Source organism: Psychrosphaera sp. F3M07 (genome assembly GCF_018860345.1).
GTDB lineage: Bacteria > Pseudomonadota > Gammaproteobacteria > Enterobacterales > Alteromonadaceae > Psychrosphaera > Psychrosphaera aquimarina.
In genome coordinates this window covers 12,615-29,394 of sequence record NZ_JAHKPJ010000022.1, presented here as the reverse complement: position 1 = coordinate 29,394, position 16,780 = coordinate 12,615, and the positions used below count along the sequence as shown (strand labels likewise).

15 protein-coding genes are annotated in these 16,780 nt (G+C 38.8%); 1 reads left to right on the top strand and 14 read right to left on the bottom strand.

Going from position 1 to position 16,780, the window contains the following annotated elements:
* Positions 1-234: 234 nt before the first annotated feature.
* The 4 genes from KO505_RS13750 to KO505_RS13735 form a co-directional block, all read right to left on the bottom strand.
* Positions 235-678, bottom strand: a complete 444-nt coding sequence (locus tag KO505_RS13750; protein WP_216056049.1) for a hypothetical protein — start codon at positions 676-678, stop codon at positions 235-237.
* Between the two features lies 1 nt (position 679).
* Positions 680-1,003: a hypothetical protein gene (locus tag KO505_RS13745; protein WP_216056048.1), complete on the bottom strand. Its 324-nt coding sequence runs from the start codon at positions 1,001-1,003 to the stop codon at positions 680-682.
* A gap of 250 nt (positions 1,004-1,253) precedes the next feature.
* The gene (locus KO505_RS13740; protein WP_216056047.1) at positions 1,254-4,376 is read right to left on the bottom strand and encodes an efflux RND transporter permease subunit; all 3,123 of its coding nucleotides are present in this window, start codon (positions 4,374-4,376) and stop codon (positions 1,254-1,256) included.
* 3 nt (positions 4,377-4,379) lie between these two features.
* A complete protein-coding gene (locus KO505_RS13735; protein WP_216056046.1) occupies positions 4,380-5,459 on the bottom strand; it encodes an efflux RND transporter periplasmic adaptor subunit in 1,080 nt (359 codons plus the stop codon).
* Between the two features lie 266 nt (positions 5,460-5,725).
* Between KO505_RS13735 and KO505_RS13730 the strand changes: the two genes are divergently transcribed.
* The gene (locus tag KO505_RS13730; protein ID WP_216056045.1) at positions 5,726-6,628 is read left to right on the top strand and encodes an aspartoacylase; all 903 of its coding nucleotides are present in this window, start codon (positions 5,726-5,728) and stop codon (positions 6,626-6,628) included.
* Between the two features lie 64 nt (positions 6,629-6,692).
* Here the strand turns inward: KO505_RS13730 and KO505_RS13725 are convergent, their stop codons facing one another.
* From KO505_RS13725 to ileS, 10 genes are all read right to left on the bottom strand, one after another.
* The gene (locus tag KO505_RS13725) at positions 6,693-8,624 is read right to left on the bottom strand and encodes a S9 family peptidase (protein WP_216056044.1); all 1,932 of its coding nucleotides are present in this window, start codon (positions 8,622-8,624) and stop codon (positions 6,693-6,695) included.
* Between the two features lie 71 nt (positions 8,625-8,695).
* A complete protein-coding gene (locus tag KO505_RS13720) occupies positions 8,696-9,274 on the bottom strand; it encodes a GspH/FimT family pseudopilin (protein ID WP_216056043.1) in 579 nt (192 codons plus the stop codon).
* Positions 9,274-9,801 (bottom strand): prepilin-type N-terminal cleavage/methylation domain-containing protein, encoded by a 528-nt coding sequence (locus KO505_RS13715; protein ID WP_216056042.1) that lies wholly within the window; start codon positions 9,799-9,801, stop codon positions 9,274-9,276. The genes KO505_RS13720 and KO505_RS13715 overlap by 1 nt, the downstream gene beginning before the upstream one ends.
* Positions 9,798-10,421, bottom strand: a complete 624-nt coding sequence (locus tag KO505_RS13710; RefSeq protein WP_216056041.1) for a PilX N-terminal domain-containing pilus assembly protein — start codon at positions 10,419-10,421, stop codon at positions 9,798-9,800. Before KO505_RS13710 ends, KO505_RS13715 begins: the two co-directional genes overlap by 4 nt.
* Positions 10,422-10,429: 8 nt before the next feature.
* Positions 10,430-11,254: a PilW family protein gene (locus tag KO505_RS13705; protein WP_216056040.1), complete on the bottom strand. Its 825-nt coding sequence runs from the start codon at positions 11,252-11,254 to the stop codon at positions 10,430-10,432.
* Entirely contained in the window at positions 11,244-11,906 is a 663-nt protein-coding gene (locus tag KO505_RS13700) for a prepilin-type N-terminal cleavage/methylation domain-containing protein (protein WP_216056039.1), read from the bottom strand. The genes KO505_RS13705 and KO505_RS13700 overlap by 11 nt, the downstream gene beginning before the upstream one ends.
* Before the next feature lie 94 nt (positions 11,907-12,000).
* On the bottom strand, positions 12,001-12,930 hold the full coding sequence (ispH, locus tag KO505_RS13695; RefSeq protein WP_216056038.1) for a 4-hydroxy-3-methylbut-2-enyl diphosphate reductase: 930 nt from the start codon (positions 12,928-12,930) through the stop codon (positions 12,001-12,003).
* Positions 12,931-12,939: 9 nt separating this feature from the next.
* Complete coding sequence (fkpB, locus tag KO505_RS13690) at positions 12,940-13,380, bottom strand: FKBP-type peptidyl-prolyl cis-trans isomerase (RefSeq protein ID WP_216056037.1); 441 nt, start codon at positions 13,378-13,380, stop codon at positions 12,940-12,942.
* A gap of 5 nt (positions 13,381-13,385) precedes the next feature.
* A complete protein-coding gene (lspA, locus tag KO505_RS13685; RefSeq protein ID WP_216056036.1) occupies positions 13,386-13,928 on the bottom strand; it encodes a signal peptidase II in 543 nt (180 codons plus the stop codon).
* A complete protein-coding gene (gene ileS / locus KO505_RS13680) occupies positions 13,928-16,768 on the bottom strand; it encodes an isoleucine--tRNA ligase (protein ID WP_216056035.1) in 2,841 nt (946 codons plus the stop codon). Before ileS ends, lspA begins: the two co-directional genes overlap by 1 nt.
* Positions 16,769-16,780: the final 12 nt, after the last annotated feature.

Below are 16,780 nucleotides of genomic sequence, written 5' to 3'. Positions count from 1 at the left end.
ATATAGTCATCGTCAGTAGCGAAAGTCACTTGTCTGTTATTACCGCGTTGTACCACATGTTGCGGGATATTGGGTAAGTTTAACCTAGGTAATCTAGCCATCAAAAACTCCTTATTTGATAGTTAAAATCTAGTTAACTTTTATCTATTTAGCAATATTCGGTAAATCAACAACTCTGACCCCATTGATCCATTCTGGGCTTCATAAATTATTACGCATATGCGATTAAAGGTATCAACGCCTACTTTTAGAGCGGAGGTAAATGCGATACCCCACGTCGCCAGTGGCTAAGATAAACAACAAAATGAAAATAAGTTTTGCGCCATTAATTGAGCGTTCAATAGCATTCTCATTGAAAAGGTTAATGCTATCATGAGTAATCTGAGTAAACTTATGACCATCACGTTTGACTTTAACCTCATCACCAATTTGTATATTCAAAAAACGTTCACATTTAAGATCTGAACTATTACTAAAAGCCCCTTTATCTTCAATTTCTATAGAGTAATTAAATCTATCCTGCTTTTTGTAATGCTCAGTGCAGCTAATGTTTTTGACGATACCTTGAATAACTGAGTCTTGTGCTGTCGAATTTATGATCAAAACAACGCCCAAGCATATCGATACAAATAATGAAAAGACAATATTTATATTGTTTTTAAAACTATTTATTGCCAAATTAAAATACCTCTTTAGCTTCTTCTATTGTTAAACCAAGATCAGCAGATTTGGCTCCTGTTGCTACAGTCTCATTAACCAATTTCTCAGCAGTTTCGGGTGAAAAGTTATCTCCGATACTTTTGAGTCCCTGAGCCATACCTTTTACGCCGAAAGCTAAATCAACTGCCGTTGCAATTTCTTTTTGCAAACCTTCATCTTGAGTCACAAATGAGGCTGCTGTTTCAGAAACTGATTCTCCACTTAAGCCCTCACCCATGAGAATAGCTCCAGATACTATATTACCTGTACTAGCTAATGCTACTCCAGCAAAGATTTTGACCACTTTGTAGTGGCATAGTGACTTTGGCCACCCATTAAGAAAGAAATTTTATGATAATAAGCATACAAATTGGGTTTCTCCAGCTGAATAGAAACCAACTACCTATGCATGATTTAGTCAGAATATCCTTTTAAGTTTGAACCAGCTTATGCTTTAAAGCACAAAAATAAAGCCTTTTGTATATAAAGGATATAAAAAAAGGGAGCGACTGATGTGCTCCCTATTACCTAATGATTATGCGTTACTGTGTATATTAAGCCGATGATTTTTCGGTATTATTACTCTCATTCACATCCATTTCGCTTTGTCTGGCAATCTCATTCGAGATTGCCATTGGAGAGCCTGTGTTTCTGGCAATCCAATAATACGCCATTGGGATGACGTACAAGGTTAAGATAGTTGAGAAGGCAACACCAAAGAAAATTACCACTCCGATTACAGAGCGACTTTCAGCCCCAGCACCTGAGGCTATCATCAGCGGTACAGCACTCATAATGGTTGAGAACGACGTCATGACAATTGGACGTAAACGTTGTTTTGATGCTTGGATCAATGAATCTTTAAATTCGCCACCTTTGTCACGTAATTGATTGGTGAATTCGACAATTAAAATACCATTTTTAGCGGCCAGACCTATTAACATCACCAGTCCAATTTGACTATAAATGTTAAGTGTCATTCCGGTTAATTGTAATCCCATTAACGCACCGAGTGCCGCTAAAGGAACCGCTAGCATGATCACCAGTGGATGTACAAAACTTTCAAACTGAGCAGCCAGAACAAGATATGTCACTACCATAGCCATCAACATAACAAAAGCAATTGAACTGCCAGACTCTTTGTACAAAGACGATTGACCTTTGTAATCAACATTCACATTGCCTGTGATATTTTCTTTAACCACTTGATTTAAAAAGTCTAATGCTTGGCCTAATGTATAACCATCCGCTAAGTTAGCTTCGATGGTGATTGAACGCATACGGTTATAACGGTTTAATCGACTCGCTGTTGCCCGTTCATTTACCGTCACTAAGTTTGACAATGGAATAAGCTGTTTTGTTGTGGCAGAACGTACGTATAAACCATCTAAATCGGACGGACTATTAAACTGCTCATCGCGTCCTTCTAGTAATACATTATATTCTTCACCACGTTCAATATAAGTCGTTGCTCGACGTTGGCCTAACATGGCTTCTAATGTGCCACCAATATCGGCTACCGACACACCTAAATCCGATGCGCGTTCTGTGTTTATCTCTACCAATAACTGAGGCAAGGTTTCTTTAAAGTCACTGTCTAAACGCAACAAGTTTGGATTCTTTCTGGCTTCTTCTAGAATAATATCGCGCCATTTGGCTAATTCTTCGTAAGTGTCACCTTGAATAACAAATTGTACAGGGCTGCCAATACCACGACCGCCCAAACCACTTCGCATCATGGCAAACGCTCTAATATCGGTTAACTCTTGCAGTTCTGCAGATATCTCATCCATCACTTGATTAGTGGATTTAGTGCGGTGTTCCCAGTCAGGCATGCCAACAATAGCGATACCGGCACTGCCACCAAACCCTGGTGTTCTTACGATAACTCGATGAATATCTCCACGTTCGTAATAGGCTAATAAACGCTGTTCTACTTGTTCGGTGTTGTTCACACTATTTTGATAACTGGCCCCTTCCGCACCACGGATCATAACAAAGAAATTACCTCTGTCTTCTTTAGGTGCTAACTCTTGTGGGATAGTTTGAAATAAACCAACAATCGCGGCTACGGCTAATATCATAATAATAGCTAAGCCTACTTTGTTATTAACGGTTGATTTAAGTTGGTTTTCATATCCGGTTTCTAATTTATTAAACCCGTTGTCTAACCAAACCCCAAATTTAGATTCACGCTTTCTATGTTTTAATATTTTTGAACATAACATAGGCGATAATGTTAACGCGGCAACACTTGAGAAGATAACGGCCGTGGCTACTGTGATAGCAAACTCTACAAATAAACGGCCTACATTGCCTTCTAAAAAGACCAAAGGTAAAAACACTGACACTAATACTAACGTCGTGGCTATTACCGCAAATCCAACTTCTCGCGCACCATTGTAAGACGCCATTAACGGCGATTCGCCCTCTTCTATTCGACGATAAATATTTTCCAATACCACAATAGAGTCATCCACCACCAAACCAATAGCGAGTACCAAGGCTAATAGGGTTAATAAGTTAATGGAGAATCCCAACATCAACAAAACGGTGAAAGTAGACACTAAGGCCACAGGTACCGTAATCGCGGGGATAAACGTCGCTCTTACATTGCCTAAAAATAGATAGATAACTAACACAACCAAAGCAATGGCAATGGCTAACGTGCTATACACTTCTTCGATTGATTTAGCGATAAACACCGATGAATCATACGAATCTGAGATTTTTGTTCCGGCCGGTAAACTCTCTTGTAAACGGGCTAATTCTGCTCTGGCATTTCTAACCACATCTAAAGTATTGGCTTTAGATTGTTTAATTATTCCAAGACCCACCATGTTACTACCATTGCCTCGGAACGTGCTTTCTTCATCTTCTGCGGCTAATTCAACTTCAGTGACATCACCTAAACGGATCAAATATCCGTCTTCGCCTTTGCCAACCACCAGCGATTTATACTGTTCTGGAGTTTTATACGCACGTTCAATACGAACATTGAAGGTTCTATCGGTTGACTTAACTTCACCAGCTGGCAGTTCTACGTTTTCTTTACGTAACGTGTTTTCAATATCTGCAACCGTTACGTTACGTGCAGCCATGGCATCTTTGTTCAACCAGACTTTCATTGAATAATCACGTGAGCCACCTAAACGAACACGGGCAACACCATCAACAACGGCAAAGCGGTCAACAATATAACGTTTGGCATAGTCCGTTAATTCCAAGTTGTTCATGGTTTCTGAGTTCATTACAAACCATGCAATAACATCTTCATCGTCATTCGCTTTAAAGACTTCTGGCGGTAACGCTTGTTCTGGCAAGTTGTTTAATGCTCTTGATACACGTTCACGAACATCATTGGCTGCGGAATCAATATTGCGACTGGTTTTAAATTCTATGGTGATCTGAGAACGACCATTACGTGAACTTGAGTTAATATTTTTTATTCCCTCAATGCCAGAAATGCGCCCCTCTAATATCTGAGTTATTTTACTTTCGACTATTTCCGCTGACGCGCCAGGATAGTTAGTACTAACTGAAACAATTGGGGGGTCGATGTCCGGGTATTGGCGCAATGACAACATAAAAAAGGCAACCACACCAAAGGTCACTAACAGCATGTTAACAACAGTGGCAAAAACGGGACGTTTTACCGATAGGTCAGATAACAACATACCTTACCCCTTTGTATTTGTGGTTGATTTAGTTTGTTTTGAATTTTGTGCTGCGGTGGTCACCATAGAACCATCTCTTACTTTGATGACACCTTGGGATATCACAACGTCACCTTCTACCAAGCCTGACAGTATTTCAACCACACCTGGTTTACGACGGCCCGTCTCAACCAACACTTTGTGTACTTTATTATCTATTACTTTGTAAACATAATGCTCTGCGTTCATTGGGATGATTGAAGTTTCTGGTACCGTTAACGTTTCGATTGATTGTGTTTCAACGATTAACTGCAATAACATGCCAGCACGTAATTTCAAGTCTGAATTTGGAAACAGAGCGCGCACTTTAAATGAGCGAGTCGCTTTGTCTAAACGAGACGCGATACTCGAAATCGTGCCATTAAAGGTCTGACCGTAGGCAATGTTTTTAGCCGACACCGGTTGACCTTCACTCACTCGGTTTAAGTATTTTTCAGGTAACTCAAACTCTACTTTAATTTGTGATAAATCATCTAAGGTTGTAATTTCGGTATTACTGGTAAGTAATTGGCCAACACTGATCTGACGCAACCCTAATTTACCGGCAAAAGGGGCGTAGATGTATTTTTCTGATAATTGTATTTTGGCGACTGAAAGCTGGGCTTGTGTCGATTCCATTAAGCTTTTTTGACTGTCTATAGCACTTTCTGCTGGCGCGCTGGTTTTATTAATATCTAATAAGCGCTGTAATTGTCTTTTTTGTTCAGCCAGTTTTATTTCTAATTCTTTAACTTCGGCTTGTTCTTCCGCGTGTTCTAAAGCAACAATCAATTGTCCTTTTTCCACTTTATCGCTGTCTTCAAAATGCAAAGACTTAACACGGTCTGTACTTTGGGCTGTTAAAATAATGGATTCGTTGGCTTGAGTTGTCCCTAATGCGATTATCTCATCTTTCAAAAATTGTTTAGATACCACTTGAGTTTCAACGAGTGGTAATTGTTTTCCACTTTGTTGTCCGTTTGATTGTTCAGCCGCTGGCCAATAAACAAATGCCAACATACAAATTAACAATAATACAATCCAAGTCACTGGCTTTTTAAACATTTGTGTATACCCATTTTCAATTGAAATAATGAACCGCGAATAAAGCTCGCCTAACTGTAGGCAATAATATCAACATACACTAACAACACACAGGCGATTAACCTTAATAAACTTACCTTTTAACGATTTTCATTGCGGAAAATCTAGTGCTTGGGGGCAAAATAGCCCCTAATATCTCTTTTATTTATACCTAGCAATAAATTAATATTGTGGCTTAATAACTGATCCTGATAAGGTTAGTTGATGTGAAATTTAGAAGTTGAAAAATGAATAATAAAATTAATAACGTAGCCGTAGTAGGCGGCACACACGGTAACGAATTGGCTGGTATTTATCTGGTCAATTATTGGCGTGACAATGAACCTAATTTTCTAATCAGAAACTCATTTAACACTCAGACGCTATTGGCTAATACCAAAGCGATAAGTAATAACAAACGTTATTACGATTGTGATTTAAATAGACAGTTTTCCTCTGAGTCTTTGGCTAACATGACATTGTCTAATTACGAACAATCCCGTGCGAAAGTTATTAATCAGCAGCTTGGCCCTAAAGGCAATGCTAAAACTGATTTAGTGATAGACCTACATAATACAACATCAAATATGGGACCAACATTATTGGTACCTCAGCAAGGTGAATTTTATGACTTATTGTCTATTTATATTCGACATATCATGCCTGAAGTTATTGTCTATTTAGATGAAGAACATAAATCAAATGACGAACATCATTTGTTATGCACCTTAGGGAAACGTGGAGTGATAGTTGAAGTTGGTCCGGTTTCTCAAGGTGTATTAAAACACGAAGTCAATGAGCAAATGGCTAAAATGACCGCGACTATTCTGGATTTTGTTGACTTATATAATGCCGATAACCTACCGGAACTGCCTAAGTCAACGGAGGCTTTCCGTTATTTAGAGTGTTTAACTTTGCCAGTCAATGAGCACAATCAACGTATTGGTATGGTTCATAAAAATGTTGAAGGTAATGATTTTAAAGCCGTGAATCCAGGCGATCCAGTATTTGCCTTATTTGATGGTACGGAAATTTTATACCAAGGGGCACAAACGGTTTATCCAACCTTCATTAATGAAGCCGCTTATTATGACAATAACCTAGCCATGAGTTTATGTGAAAAGGTGTTGATCAATAATCCTCGGGGTTAACTAGATATAAAAAACGCCCTGTTTATAGGGCGTTTATTCTAATGTTAGCCATTCAGCGAATGTCTTAGTCTTTCAAATGTTCTGCTAAAAACTCAGCCATTAATTCCATAGATTTAATACGATTGTTGGCATCATTTAAATGATGTGTACCGTATTCAAACTCTTGATACTCAACCTCTTTATCTGCGTTTTTAAGGGCATCGTACATAGATTCAGATTGACGGTAACTAACCAATTGATCTTTCTTTCCATGAATAAGTAATACGGGCACTTTAAACTTATCAACATGGAAAATTGGTGAGATAGCTTTAATACTCTCATCTTCACCTTTAACCGCATTTTCAATATAACTTAGGAAACCTTTCTTTCTCCATAGTGACATTTGCTCGTTTAAATCCGATACCCCAGCAATACTAATAATACATTTAAACTGGTCTGGCGTTTGGAAACCGGCCACTAATGCAGCATATCCACCATAACTGGCTCCTGCAATACAAGCGTTGCTGGTATCTGCATAACCATTTTCTTTTACCCAATTCACCGCATCTAATAAGTCCGTTTGCATGGCCTTACCCCACTGATGATATCCAGCGGTTTCATACTTATTACCAAAACCCGTTGAGCCTCTAAAGTTCACTTGTAAAACCGCATAACCTTGATTCGCCATCATTTGCACAAATGGGTCAAAGTATTGATAATCCCTTGCATAAGGTCCGCCATGCGGGAATAAAACTAATGGTGCATTTTCAACATTATTAGGTAATGTTAAATATCCTTTTAGCTCCATTCCGTCTCTGGCTTTGAATGTAATTGCCGACACATAAGCTAATTTTTTACCTTCTAAATATGGGTACTGACTGAACCAATAAGAGATATTTTGTTTAGATTTATCATACAAGTAGAACTTCATTGGTGAATTGTCACTCACCGCTGATACTATGTATTTTGTTTCTGATTCATCAAAGTCGTATAACGTCGCTTTTAAACCTTGTTTAGCAAATAGAGATTCTATTTGTGATGATATATTCAATTTCTCTTTGTCGAAGAATATGCGTTTCACAAAGTTATCTATGTATCGATAACCAACCACTTTTCTACTATTCCCCTTAGATTCTACTATCGCACTTGAGACATCTAATGTTCCCGGTGCTTCACCTAACAATTCAGAAAACTCTGCCGTTGCAATATCAAACTTCCATAACGCTTGTTTATGCAATTTGTGGTCAGATAATACAATAATGCTATTTGATTCAGCATCATATAAAACGGGATCAAACGTTTCACTTTCATATGGTGTAAAGGTCTTAACTTTTTTCCAATCTGAATTGGTATCTTTGCGTACATAAACGATTTTAGTTAAATCATTACGTTGACCTGTTACACCAATACCTAACAGAATGTCACCATTTTTATCTGGAGACCAACCAACGATTTTATTGGCATTAGGTAGGTATTTTGAGAAATCCCCCGTGTTTACATTAACTTTGAACACCGAAGAATAGTTATCATCTCTTTCATCACGTAAAGTAACCAAGATATGAGCCGGGTCATTTTCTAGAACGCTTAATAAGGTTGGGCTTTCAAAATAAAACTGATTAGCCGTTTGTTTTCCACCTCTATTTCTTCTTAATTCAAATACTGACTCACCTTTAAGATCGGCAGAATAGATATGGGTAGTTCTAACTCGAATACCAAAAGCAACATAAGGTTGAGATACCGTTACCAAAACTCTTTGGTTGTTAGCCCAAGCAATATTATCAATTCTATATTTCTCTCCACCTAAAGCGACGATTGTTTTTAATTCGGTGGAGCCATAATCTGAGATAACCACTTGCGTCTGATCGGTAGTATTAAATATGGCCGCTATTTTACTGCCATCTGGTGAAACACTCGGTTGCGCTATGGTTGGCATTTGACTGAAGTGCGTAATTGGTATGGTTTCCGCATTCAACATTAGTGAACACAGTCCCACTAAAAGTAGAGTTAAAAATCGCATTTAAATATTCCTTTTTTCTTTATAATAGATTAAATATTAGCAATAAAACTTAACGGATTACATCTACAATTTCATCTAAGTTGTTCATTGCAATTAATTTTAGTTAAGTCGTTGGACAATCGTATTCGACCAACATTAGACACAACCAAGGCCTTTTTTAGCCGTTTTCCAAAACATAACGAAACCGTTACCGCCGTGGTAGCGCCTGTATTTATTGGACTGAACTTAATCATCTTTCTATTCACGTTAATGTCTAAAGACGTTGGGATTTTGTGAGAACTTATAATTGTGTCGAACGATTCCACAGCCCCATTGTTATTTTTATCAATGAAACTAATTATTTCATCCCTCCAATTATTGCTACATCGAATACGGTTATCCGTAGGACAAAAGACAACATAAACAAATTGAGTGGCGGCGGTCGATTTGGCTAATTGCAATTGTGAATTTATAATATTCAATTGACTGGATAGCTTGGCCTTGTTCAAAAACGTAACCAATGAAGGGCTCACCACCAGAGTCATTATAGTGATCAGGCAAAGCACCAACATCATCTCTACCAAGCTAAATGCTTTTAATTTAGTATGTTGAAGCCACAAATATCCCTTTTGGCTCACCAATCGTTTAGGTGCTGTTAAATGTAAATTCATTAACAGTCCCAACACATTTCAGTTGCTGAAAATTCGCCATCGTTGTTTTTGTCATACCCTTTTCTACCGTCTGAATAATATATTAAACGGCCAAAGCTCGGTCTTTTTTGGGTATGAACACTTTTATTCTCAATCGGTGTGGCAACAATTTGATATTCCAAACCACTGTCACTGACATATAAAATCGATAAATTAAAAAGCCGTTTTTGTTCAGGCTTATCTGCTGGGGAATAAGATTGAAAAATCCATGGCGCGCCTGTATTTTCAGGGGTCACTTGTGATCCCGCAGCTCCAAAATAACTTACATTAAATAATTTATATTGTTCTAATCGGCTGCCTAACATCAATAAATCAGATTGGGCTTGCAACAAGCTACCTCTGTGTATGTAATCCACATAACGGTTAACGCCAAAAGTTAGCAGCATGGATATTATTGATAACACCAATAATAACTCTATTAAGCTAAAGCCATTAAATAGTAAATATCGAATCGTATTTAGACATGGTTTAATTTGTAAGTTAGTCACTTCTCTTCCCCTAACCACCTTACTTTTGTATCTTGGTTTATTATCGTTACTGCAAATGTTTCACGACCACTGCGTTTTATAATAGAAGTATCAACAAGCCATATGTCTGAACTTTGTAACTGCAAACATTGCTGGACGAGTAATATTTCGTTTCGTTCACTTGATAAGGTAATCACATCGTTACCTTGAGAGGGCTGAACTAACTCAATGGACAGAAGCGCGAGATAGCTCAATATTTTATCACTGCCTATCACCTCCGAATGTTGATTAACATTGATGTCTAACTTTTCAATAGCACCTTGTTCACAAACCTTATCGGGTGGATCCACAAGCTGGTTATGACTGTCCAAAACACTAGGTAGTTGCAAAATGCGTTCTGAGTATTTATCGCTCGATAGTTGGTTCAATATCAGTTGTTTCACATTTGAAATTTGAATTAATCCAGACTGATAGGTTTGCTGGTTGTGGACTAATTGCAGTTGTAAGTGAGTCGATGTAATGGACGAGACCGACATCACACTCATTGCAACCAAAAAGACCAAAACAACGACCAATACGCTGCCTTGTTGTTTGCACACTTTGGCATTATTAAGTTGTTGTAAAAGCGCAATTTGGGTCATAACGTTAGTTAACCTTGCAATACAATCATGGTTTCAAACTTGCGCAGTATTAACTGTTTAGGCAGCTCAATATGATCATTACCAAGTAATTTAATCTGAGTTGGTTGGGCTAACGGTGTAATCAATGTCTTCCCCAATAAAAGAGCGACATTGACCGCTACCAGTTTAACGTCAGCGGTCGCTGTTTTATCTATATTGGCTAACACATCCGCATTAACCCAACTCAATTGGTCGGATTCATCCACACTAATGCCTTTAAATTGGACACCGTATTGAATTTGCATGTCTTGCACGTTTTCTAATAAAGAAACTGAATAGTTTGACGTTGTTGTTAATTTTACTCCTCGTAAATAACGGCCATCGTAACTCTTACATCTCAGTGTTGTGCCATCAATATAATAATGATTAACAGCATGGAATAACTCGCCATCATTAAAGTCAAAGTTTGTTCCTGTGCACGTTTTGGCCGCTATGGTATTGATCACAATTTGATCCGACTTTTGTTCCCCCTCTACACTTTTTATTAAAGGAAAAGCACTAAAACTTTCTCCACTCACGACTGGATTCTTCGTTATAAATTCAGATTCTAAGTCGGTATCAATCAGCCTATTTAATTCTGGAAGATAATCATTGCTGTAACCCGCTGAACTGATATTTGAATTGAGAAAAGGAATAATATACTGACCCTCTTGCGCCAACTCTGTTAAGGCCTTGTTTGTTAAAAAGAGTCTATGATTGGCATCATATATTCGGGTAATTAAGGTTAGTAATACGGCGCTTATTGTTAAAACAACAAGTAACTCAATCAGCGAAAAGCCGCTATTAACTTTCATATGTTGCCTCGGTCAGTACAAGTTGCTGTGAATAACACACATAACGCGTCACGGCTTTATTCAATGCTTGAAGTGTTTGCTGACAACCGGACGACTTAGTGGTTTGAGGTGAAGATAAACTTGGCCAAACAAGGTCTATTTCTAGTAATACAGAAGTTGTATTCAACACTGTAGGATGAATCGAGATTGTCGCGTCATTAGACATCAGTGCCAACATACAACTCACTTCATATATATCAAACAAGGCCACTTGAGTGTTATTACATAAACTAATGTTTAGGTTCGTAGTTGTCCGGCAATTTGTGATGTTTATTGGTGGCTCAAGGCAAAAACATTGGTAGTGTGAACCTTGGCATCCGCCCAGTTGAGCAAAGTCATAGGATTCAGGGAAGAAATACGAATGTGATAGTCCCGGAGTCTGTGTCGTGAATATGTGCTGTTTATTGAGAATTAACCGATTGGCTAAATTGGTAACGATGAGATTAGCTTGGATAAATTGATTGGTAATTTGGGCTGAACGGGTATGACTGAGTTGTACACCAACAATGCCCAACATGCCAATAGAGAAGATAATTAAAGCAACAAGTACTTCGATTAAACTCGACCCTTGGGTTAACTTTCTTGCAGCGAATTCCGTTTTGCTGTATTGCATGATGGTAGGCTTATTAAATCAAACGATTAAATAAGCCTAGACCATCAATTATTTTTTTGTAACTATTTTAGGTAAATTAATTGTATCTGGTTAATTATTGTAGTTCGGCTGGAACCGCAAAAACGATATTCTCTTCTTTACCTGGATTTTCTACTACCGTTGATGCACCTAACTCTTTTAGTCGGTCAATCACGCCTTGTACTAAAACATCTGGCGCTGATGCACCTGCAGTAACGCCTACATTGGGCTTAGATTCTAACCATTTGGTATCTATATTAGAGGCATCATCGATTAAATAAGCTTTAGTACCTACCTTCTCAGATAGTTCACGTAAACGGTTTGAGTTTGAACTATTTGCCGCCCCAACCACTAACATTAAATCAACTTTATTGGCTAAATCACGAACCGCATCTTGTCTATTTTGCGTGGCGTAACAGATATCATCTTTACGTGGCCCTTTTATTTCAGGGTATTTAGCTCTTAATGCATCTATCACATCAGCGGTATCGTCTACCGACAAGGTTGTTTGTGAACAGTAATACAAGGCTGATGGATTTTTAACATTTAATGTTGCAACGTCTTCTGGAGACTCAACTAAATAAATACCACCTTCATCATTACTGTATTGACCCATAGTGCCTTCCACTTCAGGATGACCTTGGTGCCCAATCAACACACACTCGGTACCTTTTCTTGATGCTCGAGTGACTTCCATATGTACTTTTGTAACTAAAGGACAGGTAGCATCAAATACCTTTAAACCGCGAGAAGCTGCTTCTTGACGCACCGCTTGTGACACACCATGGGCACTAAAGATAACAATGCTGTCATCTGGTACTTCGTTTAATTCATCAACAAACACGGCACCACGATCTCTAAGTCCATTCACGACAAACTTATTATGAACCACTTCGTGTCGCACATAAATTGGCGGTTGGAATATCTCTAAGGCACGCTCAACGATTGAAATCGCTCGGTCTACACCTGCGCAAAAACCTCTTGGATTAGCTAATAATATTTCCATCATAAACCTCTAGTGTGTAGCCGTATTGACTTCAATGATTTCAACATCAAAGATCAAGGTTTGTCCTGCTAAAGGGTGATTAAAATCAACCGTTACTGACTGACCAGCAACGTCTCTAATCACACCAGGTAAATCCGTGCCATCAGGTTGAGTAAAGGCCACTATCGCCCCTTCTTCTGCTGGTACTTCAGCACCAAACTTATCTTTATCAACAAAATAAATATTGTCTGGGTTAGGTTGGCCAAATGCTTGTTCTGGCTCTAACGTAAAAGAGGCTTCTTTGCCCGCTTCTAATCCCATTAAACAAGCTTCAAAGCCTGGCGTTAAACTACCATCACCAATAGTAAGCTTGGCAGGTTTGCCGTTAACTTTAGTACTGTCTGCAACAGAACCGTCTGACAATTTGATTGAGAAATGAAAAATTACTTCGCTGCCGTTTTGAATACTCATATTTATTATTTCTTAACCTGTTTTGGAGAATCGTTTTCTGCTGATTGTTTTTCCGATTGAGCGCTATTTTTTTGCTCAAATATTGCATCTAATATTAATAAACCTGCGCCTAAACTAATGGCCATGTCGGCAATATTAAACGCAGGGAAATGCCAATCTTGATAATAAAAATGTAAAAAGTCGACCACGTAACCATAGTTGAGTCTGTCCATCACATTACCAATGGCACCACTTAATATCAGCGCGTAAGCGGCCAATAACCAGGTCTGTTTCACTGGGGTTTTATACATCCAATAGATCAAAAGCACACTGATCACCAGCGCAATGCCGGTGAAGAAATAATGTTGCCAACCACCAGCATCGCTCAAAAAGCTAAATGCCGCACCATAATTACGAACATAGGTAATATCAAAAATTGGCAATACATTAATATCTGCATATAAAGCTAGATTATTGATGATCCATATTTTGCTAAATTGATCCGCTATGATTAATAACAGGCTTAAAGCTAAAAACTTTAAACCTGTTTCTTTAAACGCATTTAACATTAAGCGAACTTCCTTGACTCACCTTCGCCATCGACATTGTCAACACAACGGCCACAAAGATCGTCATGTTCAGCATGCTGACCAACATCGTCAGTGTAATGCCAGCATCTTTCACACTTAGTTGCACTGCTGGCTTCAATCGCTACATAAACACCTTCTAACTCAGAATTGGTTACTGCGTCCGGCTTATTCGCAATTGAGTCTACGCTTGCTTTAGAAGTGATTAGGATAAACCTTAATTCATCTTCCAATACGGTTAATTTTTGTTTAATTTCGTCGTTTACGTACAAAGTGATATTGGCTTCTAAAGACGCACCTATTAGTTTGTCTTTCTTGGCGATTTCTAGAGTGCGATTCACTTCGTCTTTGATCGCTAATATTTGTGACCAATAATCGTCACCCATATTTACTTCACCAGCGTATTGTTCAATGTCGGTATACCAAACACCGGTAAATACAAATTCACCACGTTTGCCAGCCGCTGTTTCAGCTGGTAATGCTTGCCAAATTTCTTGTGCGGTGAATGATAATACAGGCGCCATCCAACACGTCATTGCTTCTGCAATATGATATAACGCAGTTTGACATGAACGACGAGCTACGGAATCTGCCTTGGCGGTATACTGTCTGTCTTTGATCACGTCTAGGTAGAAACTGCCTAAATCAACCGAACAGAAGTTCATTAGTTTTTGCATAACCACATGGAATTGGTACTTGTCGTAAGCTTCTATTATTTCAGCTTGTAAACGTGCTGCTTTACCAACAATCCAACGATCAAGGGCCACCATTTCATTTTCTGGCACTGTGTCCGTGATTGGATTAAAGCCATTTAAGTTAGCGAGTAAGAATCGTGACGTATTACGAATACGACGGTATGTGTCGGCAGAACGTTTGAAAATTTCATCCGCAACCGTCATCTCACCCGTGTAATCGGTAGAAGCAACCCACAAACGTAATATGTCAGCACCGTATTTACCGGTCACATCTTTAGGAGAAACAACATTACCTAACGACTTCGACATTTTGTGACCTTTTTGGTCAACGGTGAAACCATGGGTTAATACTTGGCTGTAAGGGGCTTTATCATTCATAGCGATAGACGTCATAAGAGATGACATAAACCAACCACGATGTTGATCTGAACCTTCTAAGTACAAATCTGCCGCTTTGGTAAACTCTTCACGCGCATCTATAACAAAATGGTGAGTCACACCGGAATCAAACCAAACGTCTAATGTGTCTTGTACTTTACGATAATTATCAGCGTCAGCGCCTAGTAATTCAGCTTGATCTAAATCCCACCAAGCCTGAATGCCTTTTTCTTCAACCGCTAATGCGACTTTCTCTAACAAGTCGTGTGTTTGAGGGTGTAATTCATCCGTTTCATTATGGATAAACAATGCAATTGGTACACCCCAAGTACGTTGACGTGAGATACACCAATCTGGACGGCCTTCAACCATGCCTGCAATTCGGCTTTGGCCCCACTCAGGTAACCATTCAACTTGTTTGATATGTTCTAATGATTTAGCACGTAACCCAGCTTTGTCCATGCTGATAAACCACTGTGGGGTAGCACGGAAAATAATTGGTGTTTTATGACGCCAGCAATGTGGGTAACTATGTTCAATATTGATGTGTTTCATTAACGCATTATGTTCTGTTAATACATCAATCACACTTTGATTGGCTTTAAATACATGCTGACCAGCAAAGAACTCTGTGCCCTCAACATACACACCATTTGGTCCAACAGGGTTAGCAACTTCTAATCCGTATTTTAAACCAACGGTGAAATCTTCTTGACCATGACCCGGAGCCGTATGCACACAACCAGTACCTGCGTCAGTTGTTACATGCTCACCTAATATAACTGGCACAGTAAAATCTAAGAATGGATGTTTAACTTCAACATTTTCTAATAACTCACCTTTGGCATAACCAAGTGCATGGAATTTAGTGATGTCATATCTGTCCATAACATCCGCTAATAATGATGCTGCAACCACTAATCTAAATGGAACGTCAGCCTCAACTTGTACTAATACGTATTCAACGTCAGCAGCTACCGCAATTGCACGGTTAGCAGGCATAGTCCAAGGTGTTGTTGTCCAAATAACAAAAGAGATATCGCCTTTGCCTTCGTGCCCTTCTACATGTTCAAACTTATTCGCAAGTGCATCCGCATCTGTTGCTGTAAATTTAACATCGATGGCTGGAGAGACTTTATCTTTATATTCCACTTCAGCTTCTGCTAATGCAGAACCACAGTCCGTACACCAATGAACTGGCTTAGAGCCTTTTTGTAAATGGTCGTTGTCAATTATTTTACCTAGCGCACGAATGATGTTGGCTTCTGATTTAAAATCCATTGTTTTGTATGGGTTTTGCCAGTCACCTAATACGCCTAAACGCACAAAACCATCTAATTGGCCTGTGATCTGACGTTCTGCGTAGTCACGACATTTTTGTCTAAATTCTGCTGCGGTAACCTTTTTACCAGGCTTGCCTACTTTCTTTTCTACCATTAATTCAATTGGTAATCCGTGACAGTCCCAACCCGGTACATACGGAGAATCAAAATCAGATAACGTTTTAGACTTAACGATAATGTCTTTTAGAATTTTGTTTACTGAGTGACCTAAGTGAATATCACCGTTGGCATACGGAGGTCCATCATGAAGAATAAAGCTCTTTTTACCTTTTTTAGCTTCACGAATTTGTTTATATAATTCTTTCTGCTGCCATTCTTTGATCATGACAGGTTCACGCTGAGCTAAGTTGCCACGCATTGGAAATGCAGTTTCTGGCAAGTTAAGAGTATGTTTATAATCACTCATGTTTACTGGGTC

Bases quoted from the DNA above. Each gene is read 5' to 3' on its own strand.
- KO505_RS13720 (WP_216056043.1), bottom strand. From the start codon at position 9,274: ATGAATTTACATTTAACAGCACCTAAACGATTGGTGAGCCAAAAGGGA.
- KO505_RS13730 (WP_216056045.1), top strand. From the start codon at position 5,726: ATGAATAATAAAATTAATAACGTAGCCGTAGTAGGCGGCACACACGGT.
- KO505_RS13700 (WP_216056039.1), bottom strand. From the start codon at position 11,906: ATGCAATACAGCAAAACGGAATTCGCTGCAAGAAAGTTAACCCAAGGG.
- ileS (WP_216056035.1), bottom strand. From the start codon at position 16,768: ATGAGTGATTATAAACATACTCTTAACTTGCCAGAAACTGCATTTCCA.
- KO505_RS13740 (WP_216056047.1), bottom strand. From the start codon at position 4,376: ATGTTGTTATCTGACCTATCGGTAAAACGTCCCGTTTTTGCCACTGTT.
- KO505_RS13705 (WP_216056040.1), bottom strand. From the start codon at position 11,254: ATGAAAGTTAATAGCGGCTTTTCGCTGATTGAGTTACTTGTTGTTTTA.
- KO505_RS13735 (WP_216056046.1), bottom strand. From the start codon at position 5,459: ATGTTTAAAAAGCCAGTGACTTGGATTGTATTATTGTTAATTTGTATG.
- KO505_RS13710 (WP_216056041.1), bottom strand. From the start codon at position 10,421: ATGACCCAAATTGCGCTTTTACAACAACTTAATAATGCCAAAGTGTGC.
- fkpB (WP_216056037.1), bottom strand. From the start codon at position 13,380: ATGAGTATTCAAAACGGCAGCGAAGTAATTTTTCATTTCTCAATCAAA.
- KO505_RS13725 (WP_216056044.1), bottom strand. From the start codon at position 8,624: ATGCGATTTTTAACTCTACTTTTAGTGGGACTGTGTTCACTAATGTTG.
- ispH (WP_216056038.1), bottom strand. From the start codon at position 12,930: ATGGAAATATTATTAGCTAATCCAAGAGGTTTTTGCGCAGGTGTAGAC.
- lspA (WP_216056036.1), bottom strand. From the start codon at position 13,928: ATGTTAAATGCGTTTAAAGAAACAGGTTTAAAGTTTTTAGCTTTAAGC.